Annotated in this window: 19 protein-coding genes; 9 read left to right on the top strand and 10 right to left on the bottom strand. The window is 42.9% G+C overall.

The features are described from left to right. Nucleotides 1–77 precede the first annotated feature (77 nt). Entirely contained in the window at nucleotides 78–479 is a 402-nt protein-coding gene (locus AY606_RS06475; RefSeq protein WP_067866309.1) for a hypothetical protein, read from the top strand. Nucleotides 480–544: 65 nt separating this feature from the next. On the opposite strand, the gene leuB is transcribed toward AY606_RS06475, so the two are convergent. The 5 genes from leuB to AY606_RS06450 form a co-directional block, all read right to left on the bottom strand. Next, a complete protein-coding gene (gene leuB, locus AY606_RS06470) occupies nucleotides 545–1624 on the bottom strand; it encodes a 3-isopropylmalate dehydrogenase (RefSeq protein ID WP_067866307.1) in 1080 nt (359 codons plus the stop codon). Between the two features lie 24 nt (nucleotides 1625–1648). Continuing rightward, nucleotides 1649–2233: a hypothetical protein gene (locus AY606_RS06465; protein WP_067866306.1), complete on the bottom strand. Its 585-nt coding sequence runs from the start codon at nucleotides 2231–2233 to the stop codon at nucleotides 1649–1651. Between the two features lie 103 nt (nucleotides 2234–2336). After that, the gene (gene leuD, locus AY606_RS06460) at nucleotides 2337–2987 is read right to left on the bottom strand and encodes a 3-isopropylmalate dehydratase small subunit (RefSeq protein ID WP_067866304.1); all 651 of its coding nucleotides are present in this window, start codon (nucleotides 2985–2987) and stop codon (nucleotides 2337–2339) included. Between the two features lie 23 nt (nucleotides 2988–3010). After that, complete coding sequence (leuC, locus tag AY606_RS06455; protein WP_067866302.1) at nucleotides 3011–4444, bottom strand: 3-isopropylmalate dehydratase large subunit; 1434 nt, start codon at nucleotides 4442–4444, stop codon at nucleotides 3011–3013. A gap of 332 nt (nucleotides 4445–4776) precedes the next feature. Beyond that, nucleotides 4777–4968, bottom strand: a complete 192-nt coding sequence (locus AY606_RS06450; protein ID WP_067866301.1) for a hypothetical protein — start codon at nucleotides 4966–4968, stop codon at nucleotides 4777–4779. A gap of 175 nt (nucleotides 4969–5143) precedes the next feature. On the opposite strand from AY606_RS06450, the gene AY606_RS06445 reads away from it, so the two are divergent. The 3 genes from AY606_RS06445 (at nucleotide 5144) to ovoA (ending at nucleotide 8792) form a co-directional block, all read left to right on the top strand. Continuing rightward, the gene (locus AY606_RS06445; RefSeq protein WP_067866299.1) at nucleotides 5144–5398 is read left to right on the top strand and encodes a DUF2061 domain-containing protein; all 255 of its coding nucleotides are present in this window, start codon (nucleotides 5144–5146) and stop codon (nucleotides 5396–5398) included. Between the two features lie 190 nt (nucleotides 5399–5588). Then, nucleotides 5589–6455: a LysR family transcriptional regulator gene (locus AY606_RS06440; protein WP_067866297.1), complete on the top strand. Its 867-nt coding sequence runs from the start codon at nucleotides 5589–5591 to the stop codon at nucleotides 6453–6455. A gap of 150 nt (nucleotides 6456–6605) precedes the next feature. Further along, nucleotides 6606–8792 (top strand): 5-histidylcysteine sulfoxide synthase, encoded by a 2187-nt coding sequence (gene ovoA, locus AY606_RS06435; protein ID WP_067866295.1) that lies wholly within the window; start codon nucleotides 6606–6608, stop codon nucleotides 8790–8792. A 51-nt stretch (nucleotides 8793–8843) separates the two neighbouring features. On the opposite strand, the gene AY606_RS06430 is transcribed toward ovoA, so the two are convergent. Together AY606_RS06430 and AY606_RS06425 are read right to left on the bottom strand one after the other, a co-directional pair. Continuing rightward, nucleotides 8844–9089, bottom strand: coding sequence for a DUF2789 family protein (locus AY606_RS06430; RefSeq protein WP_067866293.1), 246 nt, complete (start codon nucleotides 9087–9089; stop codon nucleotides 8844–8846). A 182-nt stretch (nucleotides 9090–9271) separates the two neighbouring features. Continuing rightward, entirely contained in the window at nucleotides 9272–9922 is a 651-nt protein-coding gene (locus AY606_RS06425; protein WP_067866291.1) for an HAD family hydrolase, read from the bottom strand. Between the two features lie 182 nt (nucleotides 9923–10104). On the opposite strand from AY606_RS06425, the gene AY606_RS06420 reads away from it, so the two are divergent. Beyond that, nucleotides 10105–10581, top strand: coding sequence for an RNA pyrophosphohydrolase (locus AY606_RS06420; RefSeq protein ID WP_067866288.1), 477 nt, complete (start codon nucleotides 10105–10107; stop codon nucleotides 10579–10581). A gap of 88 nt (nucleotides 10582–10669) precedes the next feature. After that, nucleotides 10670–12967, top strand: coding sequence for a phosphoenolpyruvate--protein phosphotransferase (gene ptsP / locus AY606_RS06415; RefSeq protein WP_067866287.1), 2298 nt, complete (start codon nucleotides 10670–10672; stop codon nucleotides 12965–12967). A 7-nt stretch (nucleotides 12968–12974) separates the two neighbouring features. Here the strand turns inward: ptsP and AY606_RS06410 are convergent, their stop codons facing one another. Next, on the bottom strand, nucleotides 12975–13166 hold the full coding sequence (locus AY606_RS06410; protein ID WP_067866285.1) for a DUF7230 family protein: 192 nt from the start codon (nucleotides 13164–13166) through the stop codon (nucleotides 12975–12977). 182 nt (nucleotides 13167–13348) lie between these two features. Beyond that, a complete protein-coding gene (locus tag AY606_RS06405) occupies nucleotides 13349–14998 on the bottom strand; it encodes an acyl-CoA dehydrogenase family protein (protein ID WP_067866283.1) in 1650 nt (549 codons plus the stop codon). Nucleotides 14999–15080: 82 nt separating this feature from the next. Between AY606_RS06405 and AY606_RS06400 the strand changes: the two genes are divergently transcribed. Further along, complete coding sequence (locus tag AY606_RS06400; RefSeq protein ID WP_067866280.1) at nucleotides 15081–15716, top strand: TetR/AcrR family transcriptional regulator; 636 nt, start codon at nucleotides 15081–15083, stop codon at nucleotides 15714–15716. Nucleotides 15717–16176: 460 nt separating this feature from the next. Here AY606_RS06400 and katG read toward each other — a convergent pair whose 3' ends face one another. Continuing rightward, nucleotides 16177–18369, bottom strand: coding sequence for a catalase/peroxidase HPI (katG, locus tag AY606_RS06395; protein WP_067866278.1), 2193 nt, complete (start codon nucleotides 18367–18369; stop codon nucleotides 16177–16179). Between the two features lie 305 nt (nucleotides 18370–18674). Between katG and AY606_RS06390 the strand changes: the two genes are divergently transcribed. Then, on the top strand, nucleotides 18675–19118 hold the full coding sequence (locus tag AY606_RS06390; RefSeq protein WP_067866276.1) for a thiol-disulfide oxidoreductase DCC family protein: 444 nt from the start codon (nucleotides 18675–18677) through the stop codon (nucleotides 19116–19118). Next, nucleotides 19099–19509, top strand: coding sequence for a DoxX-like family protein (locus AY606_RS06385; RefSeq protein WP_067866274.1), 411 nt, complete (start codon nucleotides 19099–19101; stop codon nucleotides 19507–19509). The genes AY606_RS06390 and AY606_RS06385 overlap by 20 nt, the downstream gene beginning before the upstream one ends. Nucleotides 19510–19511 lie beyond the last annotated feature (2 nt).

Here is a 19511-nt window from a genome sequence, read left to right as displayed (position 1 = left end):
TACCGTGTATCAAATTACAACAGTATTTCTGCCGGAAATTTGCTTAAACTGGTTTTTATTTGGTGTGAGGATAACTCATGAAATTCACACTGATTTTGGGATGCTGTACCGCTTTTGCTTTAGTTACCGCGTGTACCACTACCCCTATGACAACGACTATGCAGCGTGATGCCTATTTACAGCAATTCATTGGGAAGAGCAGCCAAAGTATTGAAGCAAACCTAGATTTGAGCAGTATCGGTTATCAGCAAGCTTTCTCACCGACTCGAGATAATCAGACACTCACTTATACGGTGATTCGCCCTATTAGCATTCCGGCACCCATAGCACAAAATCCGGCTGATCTCGATTCGGGTGCTATCCCGATCCCGATTACGCCTAGCGCACAAAGCTATGATGTGAACTTGCAATGTAAAATTGTTTTTCGTTTAGAAAACAATATTGCCAAGTCTGTTTATTACACAGGTCGGACCTGCTAAATCAGACCTAAATATCCATAAAAAAACGCAGCTCTTTGGCTGCGTTTTCTATTTAAACCAATAGCTTAATTCAATGCTGTTACTACAGCTTGGCCCATTTCAACAGTCCCGACTTTGTTCATGCCTTCAGACATAATATCTGCAGTACGCAAACCTTGATCTAATACGTTACCTACAGCAGCTTCAATGGCTTGTGCTGCAGTCTCTTCACGGAATGTATAACGAAGCATCATCGCAACAGAAAGAATCGTTGCTAGTGGGTTTGCCAGGTTTTGACCTGCGATATCGGGTGCCGAACCATGGCAAGGTTCATACATGCCCTTAGCATTTTCATCTAAAGATGCAGAAGGCAGCATACCGATTGAACCGGTCAACATCGCTGCTTCATCCGACAAAATGTCCCCAAACAAGTTAGAGGTTACAATTACGTCAAACTGTTTAGGCGCACGTACCAATTGCATAGCGGCATTGTCAACATACATGTGTGACAAGTTAATCTCTGGATATTCCGCTTCTTTCATTGCAGTCACGGTTTGTTTCCACAGTTCAGTCACTTCAAGCACATTGGCTTTATCGACAGAACATACTTTGCCGCCACGAAGAGCTGCAAGCTCAAATGCTACTTTGGCAATACGCTTGATTTCAGATTCTGAATAAACGTCGGTATTAAAGCCTTGTTTTTCACCGTTTTCTAATTCACGAATACCACGAGGTTGACCGAAGTAGATCCCACCCGTCAATTCACGAACGATCAGAATATCCAAGCCAGATACGATTTCCGGTTTTAAGCTCGAAGCATCGGCCAATTGCGGATACAAAATTGCAGGACGCAAGTTGGCAAAAAGATTAAGTTCACTGCGTAATTTCAATAGACCGCGTTCCGGACGGATTGAACGTTCAATCGTATCCCATTTAGGACCACCGACCGCACCGAGTAAAATCGCATCTGCTTTTTTTGCCTGTTCGGATGTCTGTTCAGGATATGGCGCACCATGCGCATCAATCGCCGCACCACCCAATAAACCTTGTTCCCAAGTCAAACCTAAATTGAATTTTTCATTTACTCGTGTGAGTACTTGCTCTGCGGCTTTAACAATTTCAGGACCGATGCCGTCACCAGCTAAAATCAAAATATGTTTAGACATGAGGTTTTCCATTTTTCAATTCAGTCATTTGACTGATGGGGATTTTAGATTTTTTTGTTCTACAAACTCGCCTAAGCCATTCAGGACATTATAGGGTTTGCAGAAACGCCGAATGGTTTTTTGTTCTTGTTGAAGCTCAACACACAGTGGATCAGGTGCAGAAGCATTCAACAAATTACCTTTATGATTGATTCGGTCACGATACATCTTAAAGGTATAAGTTTTCTGCGAAGTAAAATTATGGAATACATGCAGCGTTTCAGCGCGATCTTTTGATATCGGATAGAAGCGAATTACTATTTCATGCTGCCCTGTCGGTACAGACAAAAATAGAGGATTAGACTCATTCAACGACTTCGCTTTTAAACGAACAAGACCTTCTTGAATGGCTTCACGACTCACCCGATGACTTTGTGCATCGACAATGTGAATTTGATCCAAACGCTCAAATTCACATTGTTCTGTTCCCGAACAGAAAATCAACGCATTCAATTCTGTCGATTCTGTTTCTTTCACATTTTTAATACGTGCAGTATCAATGGTTTGGCATGCACTTAATGATGCGACCATAAAACCAAGTACAGCAAGCCGAGCATTAACCTTTGCCATTGTTCGAGTCCCCCTCACCAATTAAAGCCAACGAGATATTTTTATGGACTCGATATTAGCAAGAGTTAGGCTCCGATACTACTAGGGCTGAAAATTCAAGCAATTAAGCATGAATTTCCTGAAATACCCAAGGACGCGATTGCTTGGTTTTTTCTTCATAGGCACGAATATCATCTGCTGCCTGAAGGGTTAAACCAATATCATCCAAACCATTCAACAAACAATGTTTACGAAACGGATCGACTTCAAATTTAAAGCTTTCACCCGATGGCGTACGTACTTCTTGGGCTTGCAAGTCAATCGTCAGTTGATAGCCTTCAGTTGCAGCACACTCTTTAAACAATTGATCCACAATCTGTTCAGATAAGATCACAGGCAACATGCCGTTTTTAAAGCTGTTGTTAAAGAAAATATCTGCATAACTTGGCGCAATCACAGTACGGAAACCGTATTCTTCAAGTGCCCACGGCGCATGCTCACGGCTTGAACCACAACCAAAATTGGCACGTGAAATCAAGATTGAAGCACCTTGGTAACGCGGCTGGTTTAAAGCAAAATCTGGATTTTTTGGACGTTTAGAATTATCTAAACCCAAATAACCTTCATCCAGATAGCGCAATTCATCAAACAAGTTTTCGCCAAAACCAGTACGCTTAATTGATTTTAAAAACTGTTTTGGAATAATTAAATCTGTATCGACATTGGCACGGTCTAATGGTGCAACGATACCTTGTTCAACGGTATATTTTTTCATGTCTTTGCTCCTATTAGCCGAAATTAAAACGTACGTACATCAACAAAGTGACCGGCTATGGCTGCTGCTGCTGCCATGGCTGGGCTCACCAAATGAGTACGACCGCCATTACCCTGACGACCTTCGAAGTTACGGTTTGAGGTTGAGGCACAGTGTTCACCCGGTTGCAATTTGTCGGCATTCATGGCCAAACACATGGAGCAACCCGGTTCACGCCATTCAAAACCAGCGTCCAAAAATACTTGATCCAAGCCTTCCGCTTCAGCTTGCTGTTTCACCAAACCGGAACCCGGAACCACCATCGCCTGTTTAATTGAACCGGCAACTTTACGGCCTTTAATTACTTCAGCAGCAGCACGAATATCTTCAATACGTGAGTTGGTACACGAACCAATAAACACACGGTCTAATTGGATATCTGCCAATGCCTGACCCTCATTCAAACCCATGTACTTATAAGCACGTGTCCAGTCATTACGTTGAACGTCGTCTTTAGCTTGTCCCAATGTTGGCACTGCTTGAGACACTGGAATGACCATCTCAGGAGAAGTTCCCCAAGACACTTGCGGTTCAATCGCTTCACCTTGCAACACCACGATAGTGTCAAAGTGTGCATCTTCATCCGAATGCAAGGTATTCCAGTATTCAACTGCCTGATCCCACTGCTCAGCTTTTGGTGCGTAGTTACGACCTTTGACATATTCAATCGTTTTGTCATCGACAGCGACCATACCCACACGTGCACCGGCTTCAATCGCCATGTTACACACAGTCATACGACCTTCGATTGACATGTCACGGAATACCTGACCACCGAATTCAATCGCGTGACCTGTACCACCCGCCGTACCAATTTTACCAATGATCGCTAACACCACATCTTTTGAAGTGACGCCTTGACCCAACTTTCCGTCAACACGTACCAACATGTTCTTCATTTTCTTTTGAATCAAGCATTGAGTCGCCAATACATGTTCAACTTCTGAAGTACCAATCCCGTGTGCCAAGCAACCAAATGCACCATGCGTCGCCGTATGTGAATCACCGCATACCACGGTCATACCGGGCAAAGTCAAACCCTGTTCAGGGCCGACCACGTGCGCAATCCCTTGACGGATATCATTGATTTTAAATTCGACGATATTGAACGCTTCACAGTTGTCATCCAAAGTTTGTACCTGAATACGTGAAGTTTCATCTTCAATACCGGCAATACCTTGATCACGTTCAGCTTTTGAGGTCGGTACATTATGGTCTGGAGTGGCGACATTGGCACTTAAACGCCAAGGTTTACGACCTGCAAGCTGCAAACCTTCAAAAGCTTGGGGTGAGGTTACTTCATGCAATAAATGACGATCGATATAAAGTAAGGCTGAGCCATCATCTCGTTGTTTTACTAAATGGTCATCCCACAATTTGTCATACAAAGTCTTTGCTTTTGGGGTATTGCCTGCCATGTCGACGCGCTCCATAGAACTGGGTAATGCTTTTATTAACTTCGATTATAACCACGTATTCGCATAAATCTAATTTATCATTTTTATTAGTTTGAAAACTTTTTGGAATTAGTTCTTGGTCTATATAAAGCTGCATTTTTGCAAAATTTTATCTGCATACTTTTCAAATCAAGACGCTATTTACGCATGGTTTTTGAACTCCTCAAGATCGATTATTTCGTTACCGAGCAGCCTCAACTTTGCATAAAATGATCGAGTCTATGCTGCATAGGCAACTTCAATTTACCTACCCACTGAATAATTTCAAAACTTGTCCGTAGTTAACCAAGCACCTATTTAGAAGAATGCTCTTTGCTCTGTGCCAGTTGCTCAATCGCCTTGACTAATTCAGCCCTAGCCTGATTACACTCAGCAGCGGCTCTGTTTTCATCACCTTCATCATCTGCAAGCTCGTAGACACCCATCCTTTTTTCTACCGCTTCCTCGAATATATCCAACAAGTATTTAATATGTTTAATGTCCATGATTTATCTCCTGCTAGAAATGCATCAGTAATTGATACTGTGCACTTGTTTTTATAATTGACTCACTTTCCAATTTGTAAAACCGATTGAAAAATTCAATATATTCGTTTTTACAAATTAAATAAGACTGATTATCATTTAGCCATATCCCGAGTAAAGATTGAGGACTTAACCCATGGCTTATATTCAAAAATTCGTTGACAACAACCAGCGTATGTTTAAGAAAACCTTTAGCTATTACATTATGCACATCACCATTGCCATGTTGGTAGGCTATTTCGTGACAGGAAGTATCTGGATGGCTTTAACCCTAAGCTTACTTGAACCCACCATTCAGGCCTTTGCCTTCTTTTTCCATGAAAAAGTGTGGGAAGCAAAAGCAGCCAAAAATACCAGACAGCAGGAATATAATCAGTTAAACGCAAGTTAAACTATATGAGTCTTGGGTTTAGGTATGCTCTGCTTTATTAAAATCACTCTCCTTTATAGAGTAATTTTTTATTTCCACGATTCAAATTTACATCTTTATACATTTTTATGTATATATTTTAGGATTAGATTCACTATTAATATAATAATATTTTATAATTATCTTAATATTGTATAACCAGACTATTACTATGAATCTTGCTGCTTTTGAAGCGTTTGTTAAAGTCATGGAAACCGGCTCTATTTCACTGGCTGCCGATCTGTTATTTATTACCCAACCGGCAGTGACCAAACGAATTCATAGTCTAGAAGAATATTTTGGAGTTAAATTGTTTGAATCTGCGGGTCGTGGCGTTCAAGCGACTCATGCCGCTCATTCGCTCTTACCCAAAGTTAAAAACTGGTTGAATGAACTGGGTGATATTCACCACACCTTAAGTCATGAACAAGGACAAGTTCAGGGCAAACTCAAAATTGGCACCAGTCATCATATTGGTTTGCATCATTTACCCAGCCACTTGCTTCATTATGTTCAGGAATTTCCGAATGTAACGCTAGATGTGCACTTTGTCGATTCTGAACAGGCACATGAAAAAGTGCTTGCCGGTGACTTGGAACTGGCATTTTTGACTCTTCCTCCTCAGGGCGATGCTCGTCTCAGTTATGTCACCATCTGGAATGATCCTCTGGTTTTTGTGGCAGCGCCTTTTCATCCCTTGGCCAATCGGAAAGATTTGCAACTGCAAGATCTGATTCAATATCCAAGCCTATTGCCGGCGGCACAAACCTATACCACACAAATCACGCTGGCCGAGTTTGAAAAGCAAGGCGTTAAACCGAAAATCACCATGAGCAACAATCCGCTTGAATCCATTCGGATGCTGGTCTCGATTGGACTGGGCTGGTCGGTATTACCCAAAACGCTGGTCAATCATGATTTAAAACAACTGGATATTAACCTTGAAATGAACCGTCAATTGGGTATGGTTTGGCATCCTGGACGCACCCAGTCACGTGCAGTACAGGAACTGGTTGCCATGATGCAACAATCGATTTAAATCTAAATTACTATTGCTGCATCCAAGCTGATGCAGCATTTTGTTACCTAAATCCTTAGAACAAACAGCTTACTTTCGAGTACTTTTAGACAGAGCACATCAAAAATGTAGTTTCAAATCTAGAAAGAAAACTCAACGGAGTATGGCCATATGTTGATGGATTCATTATCTGTAACTTGCAAGAAAAACCTAGCTTCAAGCTCACAGCGCACTCCCGGTCTTTGGCAAACTGCCCATGTCTCCCTACTGCCTACCCCGAATCTAAATTTCCCAGACGAAGCAACTGCACGGCGTACATTACGTGAGTATTTCCTGAATACGTTTGACAGCTATGAACTGTTGTTTGAATGCCTGAAAGATCAGGAAGCGTATTCCCTCAGACCCATTAATTTACGGCATCCACTGATTTTCTATTTTGGTCATACGGCGACTTTTTTTATCAACAAGCTGCTATTAAGCAAACTGATCAGTGAACGTGTGAATCCGCAGCTAGAAAGTATTTTTGCGGTGGGTGTCGATGAAATGAGCTGGGATGATTTGAATGATGCCCATTATGAGTGGCCAAGTGTAGAACAGGTCCGCGCTTATCGGCATCGGGTTCGTTCAGAAGTGCTAAACGTGATTGAACATGCAGCACTCACTTTACCTTTGAACTGGAACAATCCATGGTGGTCTATCATCATGGGGATTGAACATGAACGGATTCATCTCGAAACCTCATCGGTATTGATTCGTCAGCAGCAACTGGAACATGTCCAAAATCATCCGCAATGGCGCGCCAAGATCATCACCGGTATTGCGCCGAAAAACACCTTAATTGCCGTTCCTGAAGGGCAAATCAGCTTAAATAAGGGTTTAGACCGTCACTTTTATGGCTGGGACAATGAATATGGTCAACACCAAGCTGAAGTAGCCAATTTTTCAGCCTCGCAATATCTGGTGTCCAATCAGGAATTCTTAAGTTTTGTTGAAAATAATGGTTATTCAACGGACCGCTACTGGACCGCAGAAGGATGGAACTGGCTGAAATTTTCTCAAGCAACGCATCCCCACTTTTGGCGAAAAACAGATTCAAGCTGGTCACTCCGTCTGATGCTGGAAGAAATTCCGATGCCTTGGGATTGGCCAGTAGAAGTGAATTACCTTGAAGCCAAAGCTTTTTGTAACTGGAAAGCCGAGAAAACCGGTCAAAGTATACGCTTGCCTACAGAAGACGAGTGGTACCGGCTCTATGATGTGGCAGGTTTAGATTCTGATCTGCCCAGTCCGGAACATGCCAACATTGAACTGAAGTATGGAACCAGTCCTTGTCCGGTCAATCATTTTCAGCAGGGTGATTTTTTTGATATTCAAGGCAATGTCTGGCAATGGACTGAAACCCCGATTTATCCTTTTGAAGGTTTTCAGGTGCATCCCATCTATGATGATTTCAGCACCCCGACCTTTGACGGCCAACATAATTTAATCAAAGGCGGCTCTTGGATTTCTGCCGGCCATGAGGCTTTGCATAGTGCACGTTATGCCTTCCGCCGACATTTTTTCCAGCATGCCGGATTCCGCTACGTCGCTGCATCACAAGAATTAAAACAGATTCACTCCCACTATGAAACTGACCAGCTGATTTCCCAGTATTTAGAATTTCAGTACGGTGCCGAATATTTTAATGTACCCAATTTTGTCCACAGCCTGATGAACATTGCACGCCCTTATTTTAAAGAGCTTGCTACACATAAGGCCATGGATCTCGGTTGTGCCACGGGGCGGGCCAGCTTTGAACTGGCGGCTTATTTTGATCAGGTCACAGGACTGGATTTTTCCGCGCGCTTTATTCAGCAAGCGGTACAGTTAGCACAAGGTGAAACGTTACGTTATACCCTGCCCATCGAAGGTGAACTGGTCGAATATAAAGCCTGCAACTTGAAAGAATTCGGTTTGGATGCGCATGCAGATCGAGTCGATTTTTATCAGGCCGATGCCTGTAATTTAAATCCTCATTTTACCAATTACAATTTTATTCTGGCGGCGAATTTAATTGATCGCCTGCATCATCCAAAAGATTTTTTGGCCGAAATTCACCAGCGCTTAACCTTGGGCGGGATTTTAATGCTGAGCTCCCCTTATACCTGGTTAGAGGAACATACTGCACGTAGTGAATGGCTGGGTGGCTTTAAAAAAGATGGAGAAAACTTTAGCACGTTAGATGGTGTTACTGAGCTGTTAAAAGCGCATTTTGAAATGCTGGCTGAACCTCAGGATGTCGCTTTCGTAATTCGTGAAACAGCACGTAAATACCAGCATACCCTGTCTCAAGTCACGCTGTGGAAGCGGATTAAATAAAGCATTTTCTCAAGAAAGCCAATCTGTGGATTGGCTTTTTAACTTTGATCTTTATTGAGTTACTGAATCTTCATGCAACGATTCATTCAACTGATCCACAACAATCGCCCAAGAACCATCTGATTTAAGTTTTTCTGATAATAACTGGTGTTGTGATTCCGTCCAGTAACTCGCTTGGGTAATTTTGGTCTCGGCACTGAGCTGATGGCTGGCAATGAACTGTGCAATGGCTTCATCACTTGAATCGAGTCCAAGTTGCTCAAAAAGATGAGTCATTCGTGGTCTTACATTACTCATTCTCATCCCTCTACTGATTATTGGTTGTTCAAATCAGCATAGCATTATTAAAAATCTTTAAAAGGCGTGAAATCAATTTAAGCAACTAGAGCTTAACCATTTATTTCCTATTAAAAAAGCATGACTCATCTTTTCATCAGCCATGCTTTAAGTATTTATTTTAAAAAAGATTTAAAATCGAATTAAATTGACCAGTCCTGAATTTCCCAATTTTGCTCTTTGGCCAAAACCGCTAAACGCTCATCCGGATTGACCGCGATCGCATGGTCGGCATCTTCCAGCAAAAAACGGTCATTAATTGAATCAGAATACGCCCAGGATTCTGCTACATTTCGTCCTGAAAGCCATTGTTCTAAACGAACCAGTTTGCCTTTTTGGTAACACGCGGTATTGATGACTTTACCGGTATATTTACCGTCAACCACTTCTGCATTGGTGGCAATAATTTCAGTAATGCCAAACTCATGAAAAATAGGAGCCGTAATAAAATCAGAAGTGGCCGTAATACCGACCAGTGCATGCCCTGCCTGTTTATGTTTTTGAATCGCAGCGAATCCTTTGGGACGCATTTGTGGACGAATCACTTTTTTCATGAATAATTCATGTAATTCAGACAAATAATCATTGTTATGCTGGGTTAAAAATTCAAATACAAATTCGTTATAGGCAATCGGGTCAAGTTGACCTGCTTTATAGTCTTGATAAAACTTGTCATTCATTTGACGATGTCGGATTGGATCGACTAAACCTTCGTTAACTAAAAACTCACCCCATGAATAATCCGAATCGGTGTTTAACAAGGTGTGATCGAGGTCAAATAAAGCCAATTTCATGAAAATACTCGTAAAAACTGTAATTTAAGAAAAAATTTGTAAATCTATCTCCGCTAGTCGATAGAAATTCGTTAAGATCATAGCAATTTTTAACATTTAAGCTGTGTTTTTTTTCGAGATGGATATAGAAATAACAATCCCCGAATATAAAGCCACACATTACATATGATTTAGGTAGCCAAATGATCGACTCAGAAGGTTTCCGACCGAATGTCGGGATCATTTTGGCAAACGATGTTGGACAAGTTTTATGGGCAAAACGCATTGGACACAATGCTTGGCAATTTCCACAAGGAGGTATCCAGTATGGAGAAACCCCTGAACAGGCACTTTATCGTGAGCTGAGAGAAGAAGTTGGCTTATTGCCCGAACATGTTCAAATCGTAGCGCAAACAAAAAATTGGCTACGTTATCGTTTGCCTCAACGATATATACGCTCGGATTCAGACCCGGTGTGCATTGGTCAAAAACAAAAGTGGTTTTTGCTCAAACTGACCGCGCCAGTAAAAAACATTCAGCTGGATTTGTCCGACCCACCCGAGTTTGACCAGTGGCAATGGGTAAGTTATTGGTATCCATTAGGACAGGTCGTGAATTTTAAACGCGATGTATACCGAAAAGCGATGGTGGAACTGTGTAACCAGTTACCCTCCATATAAGCATAAAAAAATCGTATGAAAATGCAGATTTTTTAATAGCATGTTGTTATAAATAAAACAGATTTATACTTTTTTTGGAGCAAATTTAATGTCGAATATGCAACTGGACACCTTAAGACGCATTGTACAAGAAATCAATGCGTCCACCAGTTTGCATGAATCACTCGATATTATGGTCAATCAGGTGGCAAATGCCATGCATGTTGATGTCTGCTCCATTTATCTGCTGGACGAACGTAACCAGCGTTACCTGCTCATGGCCTCTAAAGGTTTAAAGGCAGAATCTGTTGGACACGTTTCACTGCATACCGGCGAAGGCTTGGTCGGTCTGGTGGGGCAACGTGAGGAAATCGTCAACTTGGACAATGCACCCAAGCACGAACGCTTTTTATTTCTACCTGAAACAGGGGAAGAAATTTACAACTCTTTTTTGGGTGTTCCGGTGATGTACCGCCGTAAGGTGATGGGTGTATTGGTCGTTCAAAATAAAGAATCGCAAGATTTTAGTGAAGCGGCGGAATCTTTCCTCGTCACCTTGTGTGCACAGCTTTCTGGGGTGATTGCCCACGCACATGCGGTCGGAAATATTGATGTGTTCCGCAAACCCAACAATCTGCCAGCATATAAAACTTTCCAGGGCGTGTCTGGTTCTGGGGGCATTGCCTTAGGTCGTGCTGTAATCCTATATCCTCCTGCCGATTTGTCTTCTGTACCGGATCGTGAAGCCGATGATATCAGTGAAGAACTGGGACTGTTGGATCACGCGATTGGTTCTGTACGTGAAGAAATTAAATCTCTTGATGACAAAATGCAAGAGGCCTTAATGGCAGATGAACGTGCTCTGTTTAGTGTGTTCTTACGCATGCTGGATGAAAATGCACTTCCTGCCGAAATTAAAGCCGAAATTCGAGATGGCAACTGGGCACAAGGTGCGGTTCGTATTGTGATCGACAAGCATATTGCCCTGTTTGCACAAATGGAAGATGGCTATCTACGCGAACGCGTTTCAGATCTCAAAGATCTCGGTCGACGTATTTTGGCCTCCTTGCAAGAAGCCGATGCCAGTCATCGAGAATTAACCGATGAAAGCATTCTGATTGGTGAGGAAATTTCCACCGCGGCGCTGGTTGAATTACCGGTGGATAAAATTGCCGCCATTGTCACCACTGAAGGCGCGATGAACTCGCACATGGTGATTGTAGCGCGTGCACTCGGCATTCCAACCGTGGTCGGTGTAACTGAACTGCCGGTTAACACACTTGATGATGTCGAGATGATTGTCGATGCACATCAGGGCCGGGTCTTTATCAATCCACCGCGGCGCTTGCGTACCCGCTATAAAGAAATTCAGAAAGAAGAAGAACAACTGGCCAAAGATTTAAAACAGTACGAAACCAAAGATGCGATTACCCCGGATGGGGTTTCGGTTAAACTGTTCGTTAATACCGGTTTAATGATTGATGTGGTCCGCGGGGTACAGCGGGGTGCTAAAGGCGTCGGGCTGTACCGCTCTGAAATTCCATTTATGCTGCGTGACCGCTTCCCGGGCGAAGAAGAACAACGTGCCATTTACCGTCAGCAGCTGAGTCACTTTGCCAACAAACCGGTGGTGATGCGCACGTTGGATATTGGTGCCGATAAAGATCTGCCTTATTTCTCTATTGAAGAAGAAAACTCGGCGCTCGGTTGGCGCGGCATCCGCTTTACCTTGGATCATCCGGAAATTTTCTCATCACAAATTCGTGCCATGTTAAAAGCCAGTATCGGTCTAAATAACCTGCACATCTTGTTGCCGATGGTGACCAGTGTCAGCGAAGTTGAAGAGGCTTTGTATTTGCTGGAACGCGATTGGACAGCAGTTCAAGAAGAAGAACAGGTTAAAATCACCAAGCCAAAAATTGGTATTATGGTCGAAGTACCCAGCGTACTTTTACAAATTGAAGAATTTTCCGAGCTAGTCGATTTCTTCTCGGTAGGTTCGAATGACTTAACCCAGTATTTACTGGCGGTTGACCGCAACAATCCACGGGTTGCCAACGTCTATTCGCATTTCCATCCGGCGGTATTACGTGCTTTAACCCGTCTGGTCAAAGAATGTCATAAATACGATAAACCGGTCAGCATTTGCGGCGAAATGGCCGGTGATCCACTGGCTGCAGTTTTGTTGATGGCAATGGGCTTCAATACCCTGTCGATGAGTTCGAGTAATATTTTGCGGGTACGAAAAGCGATTTGTCATGTTCCGATGACCGAGGCAGTACAACAGCTGGAACATGTATTGAAAATGGATAATCCATTAATCGTGAAAAGCTGGATGGAGTATTACTTTAAGACCCATGGTCTGGCGGATATGGTGAAATCTGCAACACGGATTGTCGGTGCTTAAAACAGGGTTATAAAACAGCAAATACCGGGCAAGAAAAAGGGAGATAGTCATTTGAGTATCTCCCTTTTTTGTGCTTGTCGTAGCCACGTTTTGCATTTTTCTTTCGGTCTACAAAGACTTGGCTTTTGTTGACCTCATGCATGTGTTTTGCCACAAAGTTATTGATCACAACCGCTGGCTGTGGTTTTTGTTTCGCCATTTTAGTCACCTGCTGTTAGGTTTTCACATCGAGTGGATGTGAAGCCTATATTGCGCTAATGGGTACAAATTTCAAGTGCTTTTAAGCGTACAACAAATTTAAATATCAACCCCAATTGATCGTTTTTAAATCCTCCCTCTGTTGCGAAATATATTTTCATCCCAGAGGGAGCAAGAACACAATTACACCGCCAATGCCCTATCCAACAATTGCTCCACATCAACATCCTTAGGGTTGAGCATACCCACCACTTGCCCATGAAAAGCACGATAACGGGACTGAATAAATCCATTGGTGACAAAATCAGGTGCATGCCGTTTCAACAAAACTGCTTGTGCCAAAATCACCAGACGGCTCACCAGACCCCGCCCCATAAACTGCAAATCATCAGCTGATTGCTGGAACAACTTGAATAGATTCTGCAATTCATTTTGCAAGGTTTCATCTTGCATGGCCGTAGAAGCTAAATCTTGAAACAGCAGTTCAATAGATTCAGGTTCACGTTGAATAGCACGTAATACATCTAAGCACATGACATTGCCGGAACCTTCCCAAATGGTATTGACTGGTGCTTCTTTGAAAATGCGTGCCATGATGCCCGTGTCGACATAGCCATTTCCACCAAAGACCTCCATCATTTCACCCGTCAACTCAACTGCGCGCTTGCAAATCCAGAACTTGGAGGCTGGAGTCATGATGCGTTTCCATGCCAAAGACAACGCATCATCTGATTCATAACAATGGGCTAAATGAAAACTTAAATGCATCGCTGCTTCTGTTTCCAAAGCTAAATCAACCAACACCGCACGCATCAAAGGCTGTTCGGCCAGATGTTTACCAAAAGCCTTGCGCTGACGGGTATAAGCAATACATTGCACCAAGGCCTGACGCAGCATGGCGGTACTGCCGACAGAACAAGTCAGACGGGTGTAATTGGCCATTTCAATAATGGTCGGAATGCCACGTCCTGCTTCCCCAATCATTATGCCCCAAGCTTCTTGAAACTCTACTTCTGAACTGGAGTTACTGCGGTTGCCGACTTTATCTTTGAGCTGCTGAATGTAAATCTTGTTTTTCGTGCCATCCTCTAACCAGCGCGGCACAAAGAAGCAGGCCAAACCATCCTGCTCGGTTTTGGCAACGACCAAATGCGCATCGCACATCGGTGCCGAGAAAAACCATTTATGTCCTGTCAGCAAATAGGCTTTACCACGACCTGATTCGGCCACAGGAATAGCCAGAGTTTCATTGGCACGCACGTCTGAGCCACCCTGTTTTTCGGTCATGCCCATCCCTAGCCAGATTGATTTCTTCTCAGCAATCGGCAAGTCACGTTCATCGTACTCACTGGACAGAAGTTTAGTCCCCACTTTAGCCCACAGTTCAGGTTCACGCTGAATGAGTGGAATACTGCCGAGGGTCATTGAAGTTGGGCACAGACTGCCACATTCGACCTGCCCGCTTAAGTAAAAACGCGCTGCCCACTCTACCCATTTCGAGGATGAATTGGGATGATTGAAAGGATGAGCATGGCTATTAAACTCACGGTTGAACGCCATCCATTGATGCCATGCAGGATGAAATTCCACAAAATCTTTACGGCGTCCGCGCGCATCAAAAGCATGCAAAATGGGCGTGTGTTGATTGGCTAAATCGGCATATTGATAATATTCAGCTGATCCCACCACTTTACCCATCTGCGACAAGGTGGCCTGATCTTGACTACCATAATGGGAAAGAATTTCCTGTAACACCTGATCTGTTGTAAACAGGTTGTAATCTTGCAGTTCATCAAACTGGTTGCTGATCTGATGGGTTGTCCATGTATTCATGGTCTATATTTCCTACTTGTTGTTCTTGGCGTTTCACTTCAGTATAAAGAAAAAGTAAACCCAGGATGTTCGGCTTTCCTAGATGAAAATTTCAGACATTCAAGTACGGCGTAAGCCCCGCCAATCAAGGGCTAAGCTCACCCAAGAAGCCTTGCAGGAAAGTTTTGTTCGGCTTTTGCATGAGCGCGCTGCACATGACATTACCATTCGGGACATCACCGATTTGGCCGGTGTAGGCTTGGGTACGTTCTATGAGTATTTTTCCAAAAAGGAAGATTTGATTGCGCTGACCATTCACCGACAGGTAAAAAACAATGCCGCGGACTTAAAAAAGTATGCACATAGCCTGAACCAGTTATCCACAAATTTGGCTTTGGATGATTATTTAAAACAAGTGATGCATTATCAGCTTAAGCAGATTCAGGCACAGCAGTTTCTCTGGGCACAGACCTTTTTGCTGGAACGGCAGATTTCGAATATTGAGAGTTATCGCAAGAGTTATGAAATGATGCTACAGATGTGGCAAAGCATTCTTGCGCCTTTTATTGAAGATGCTGAACAGCTCAAACGGATAAGTTTAAATGTGCAACGCGTATGTTATGGCTTTGTGTCGCAGACCTTGTTGGTCGAGCCTAATTTTGAGGAGTGGGAGGAGTTGGAGGGAGATATTACTCAAATTTTGGTCAACTTCATTTTTAATAAAAATTTCCTTTTTTGAAGTTAAATATCCATTTTTTGATTGGCAAAATATATCAAAGCTGCTCATAAAAAGCCTTGTTGTTTCCAAAGCGAATTTTTATGTGAGGATTGAAATTTTAAGTAATTGATATATAACAATATTAATCATTATTAATCCTAATATATGGATATCCATCAAACTGAGGAGATGGAAAATTTGTTAACAGATTCTTTGGTGCTGAGATGATTCACCCATACTCATACACTTTTTTTTGAATATCTAAAAAGCTGAACATTCGTCAATTATCATGAGTATTTTTTAATGCCTCTAAAATTAACCTTCTACACGTTATACGAGATTCAATAAATAAATCAAATAATTTCAATATTTTGAAATCTATAAAAACCAAATATTTAAAAACTCAGCTTTTATATGAGATAGCATATTTCACATAAAAAACCGCCCCTAAGGGCGGTTTTTCCAAACTAAATCAGTGAAATTATTTCTTCACATCAAAACGGTCTGCATTCATCACTTTAGTCCATGCAGCTACAAAGTCTTTGACAAATTTTTCTTTATTGTCATCTTGCGCATACACTTCTGCATATGAACGAAGAATCGAGTTGGAACCGAACACCAGGTCCACACGTGTTGCAGTCCATTTCGCTGCACCGGTTGCACGGTCTACAATCTGGTAGCGGTTCTTGCCCACTGGTTTCCAGTTGTAGTTCATGTCAGTCAGATTCACGAAGAAGTCATTCGTTAATACCCCTTCCCGATCTGTGAACACTCCTTCTTTTGCCCCAGCGTAGTTGGTACCAAGTACACGCATACCGCCAACAAGTACTGTCATTTCAGGTGCAGTTAAACCCAATAACTGAGCACGGTCTAACAACATTTCTTCAGGCTGTACCACATAGTCGTCTTTCAACCAGTTACGGAAACCGTCGTGTTTCGGCAACAAGTCTTCAAATGAATAGGCATCGGTTTGCTCTTGCGTTGCATCGCCTCGTCCTGGAAGGAATGGAGCTTTAATGTCTACGCCCGCAGCTTGAGCCGCTTTTTCCACCGCAGCCGTACCACCGAGTACGATCAAGTCGGCAATGCTGACTTTCTTCTCAAGACCTGCCTGAATTTCTTCAAGTTTCGCCAACACTTTAGCCAGACGTTCAGGTTCGTTACCGACCCAGTCTTTTTGCGGTGCCAAACGGATACGCGCACCGTTTGCACCACCCCGATAGTCCGAACTACGAAAAGTACGTGCGCTGTCCCAAGCGGTATTAATGAGCTCGGCAGACGTTAAACCGCTGTTTAATAGTTTCGCTTTGAGTTCATCAATTTCTGCTTCAGACAAAACGTAGTTTACAGATGGAATCGGGTCTTGCCAGATTAAATCCTCAACGGGCACATCTGCACCGAGGTAACGTGATTTTGGTCCCATGTCACGGTGAGTCAGCTTGTACCATGCACGCGCAAACACTTCCGAGAAGTACGCAGGATCTTTATAGAAGCGCTCGGCAATTTTGCGGTATTCAGGGTCGACTTTCAGTGCCATATCGGCATCTGTCATCATTGGGTTACGGCGTACATTCGGGTTGTGCGCATCAACAGGCTTGTCTTCCTCTTTGATGTTGGTCGGTTCCCATTGGTTCGCACCTGCCGGACTCTTGGTTAACGCCCAGTCGTAAGTGAACAAGAGATAGAAAAATTCGTTGTCCCATTTGGTTGGATGAGTGGTCCAGGCACCTTCCAGACCACTGACCATGGTGTTACCGGCATTACCGGTACCTTCAGGATTATGCCAGCCCAGACCCTGGAATTCGACGTCCGCGCCTTCCACATCTTTACCCAGTAACTCAGCTTTACCGTTACCGTGCGCTTTACCGACAGTATGACCACCTGCCGTCAAGGCAACTGTTTCTTCATCATTCATTCCCATACGGTCAAACGTGACACGCATGTCTTGGGCGGTACGTAAGGGATCAGGTTTACCGTCTACACCTTCAGGATTCACATAGATCAAGCCCATCTGCACGGCAGCAAGCGGATTTTCCAATGTTGAACGGTCTTGGTCATTGTCATAACGGTTTTCAGTCGGGGCAAGCCATTCACGCTCCTCACCCCAATAAATATCTTTTTCAGGATGCCAGATGTCCTGACGACCACCAGCAAAACCGAAAGTTTTCAAACCCGATTCTGCATAGGCAACTGTACCTGCAAGGACAATCAAATCACCCCATGAAATTTTGCTGCCGTATTTTCTCTTGATTGGCCAAAGCAGACGACGGCCTTTATCCGTGTTGACATTATCTGGCCAGCTGTTCAATGGCGCAAAACGCTGGTTACCAGTGTTGGCACCACCACGACCGTCCTGCTTACGGTAAGAACCTGCCAAGTGCCATGCTGTACGTACGAACATGCCAATATAGCTGCCGTAGTCTGATGGCCACCAGTCTTGGCTGCTATTGATGAGTTCACGTAGGTCTTGTTTAACTGCTTCTAAATCCAGTGAATTAAATGCCTTGGCATAATCAAAGTCTGGATCCATCGGATTGGTTTTTTTATCATGCTGGGAAAGGATATCGAGATTAAGTGCATTCGGCCACCAGTCTGAATTCTGAGTCCCGCTGGAACTAGTATGACCGTCGACTTTATGAAATGGGCAACCTGAAGTTTGTTGATCTTGTGACATGTTTGAACTCCCAAAAATACGTTCAAATGATTATTGTGAGGAACCGTTAAAAAATTTAATACATAATCAAAATAGCTGTTTTTTATGACAAAATAAAGCAAGTTATATGAATGAAAACAATCGAAAAAGCCTATTCAAGATAAACTTAAAGTAGAATTTATTTACCCTAACAAAAATAAAATAAAAATTTAAAGACCCTAGGTTCATTACATGAAAAAAGAAGCATGATCTGATTTTTTGACAATATTTCTTATCAAGAATAATTTGCTATAGTGTTGCCATAACAAGCAAGTATAAACCAGGTCATGAAATATCACATTGCCGCAATAATTCAAAAACATGACATTATATTATTTGATGCCGTCTGCGTGATTTGTAACGGCTGGGCCAATTTTTTAATCAAATACGATAAACATGCAAAATTTAAACTGGTTTCTGCCCAATCCCCTTTAGGTGAAGAAATCTTAAAATATTATGCTATGTCGACCGAGCATTACACCACGATGGCGGTGATTAAAGATGGGCAACTGTATACAGAATCCACGGCACTGCTTAAAGTCATGCAACATCTTGGCCTGCCATTTTCCCTGATGAATTCAGGTTATCTCATGCCGCGTTTTATCCGGGATTTTCTCTACAGACGTATAGCTTTAAATCGCTATCAACTTTTTGGAACCACCACTCACTGCCTGATTCCTTCTGCTGAAAACAGACAGCATTTTCTGGATCATGCCATTGGTGAATCATAAGCTTCTGCTGGATAAACCGCTTCGTCTTATTCAAATCACGCTGGCTGTACTTTGGATTTATCAGGGATTAATACCCAAAATACTGTTTCAATCGGCTGCGGAAATCGCCATTTGGCAGAGCATCGGCTTCGAACGAGATCTGGCAAAAATCTGTGTTGCCCTATCCGGTATGATCGAGATTATGTTTGGCTGTACTTTTCTGATTTGGCAAAGAGCAGTCTGCATCCATCAGCTTAATATTTTGGGCTTGAGTGGCTTATTACTGTTGATTATGTTCACCAATCCCTTACAACTCACCACGGCATTTAATCCGGTGGTGATGAATATTGCCATGATCACCCTTTCAATGCTTGCCATGCAACTTTTCAAGCTTCGCACGCAGCAAGCTTAAAG

It is taken from the genome of Acinetobacter sp. SFB (assembly GCF_001647545.1).
Taxonomy (GTDB): domain Bacteria; phylum Pseudomonadota; class Gammaproteobacteria; order Pseudomonadales; family Moraxellaceae; genus Acinetobacter.
Note: the sequence above shows the minus strand (reverse complement) of the source record. Positions and strands in the feature narration are given on the sequence as shown.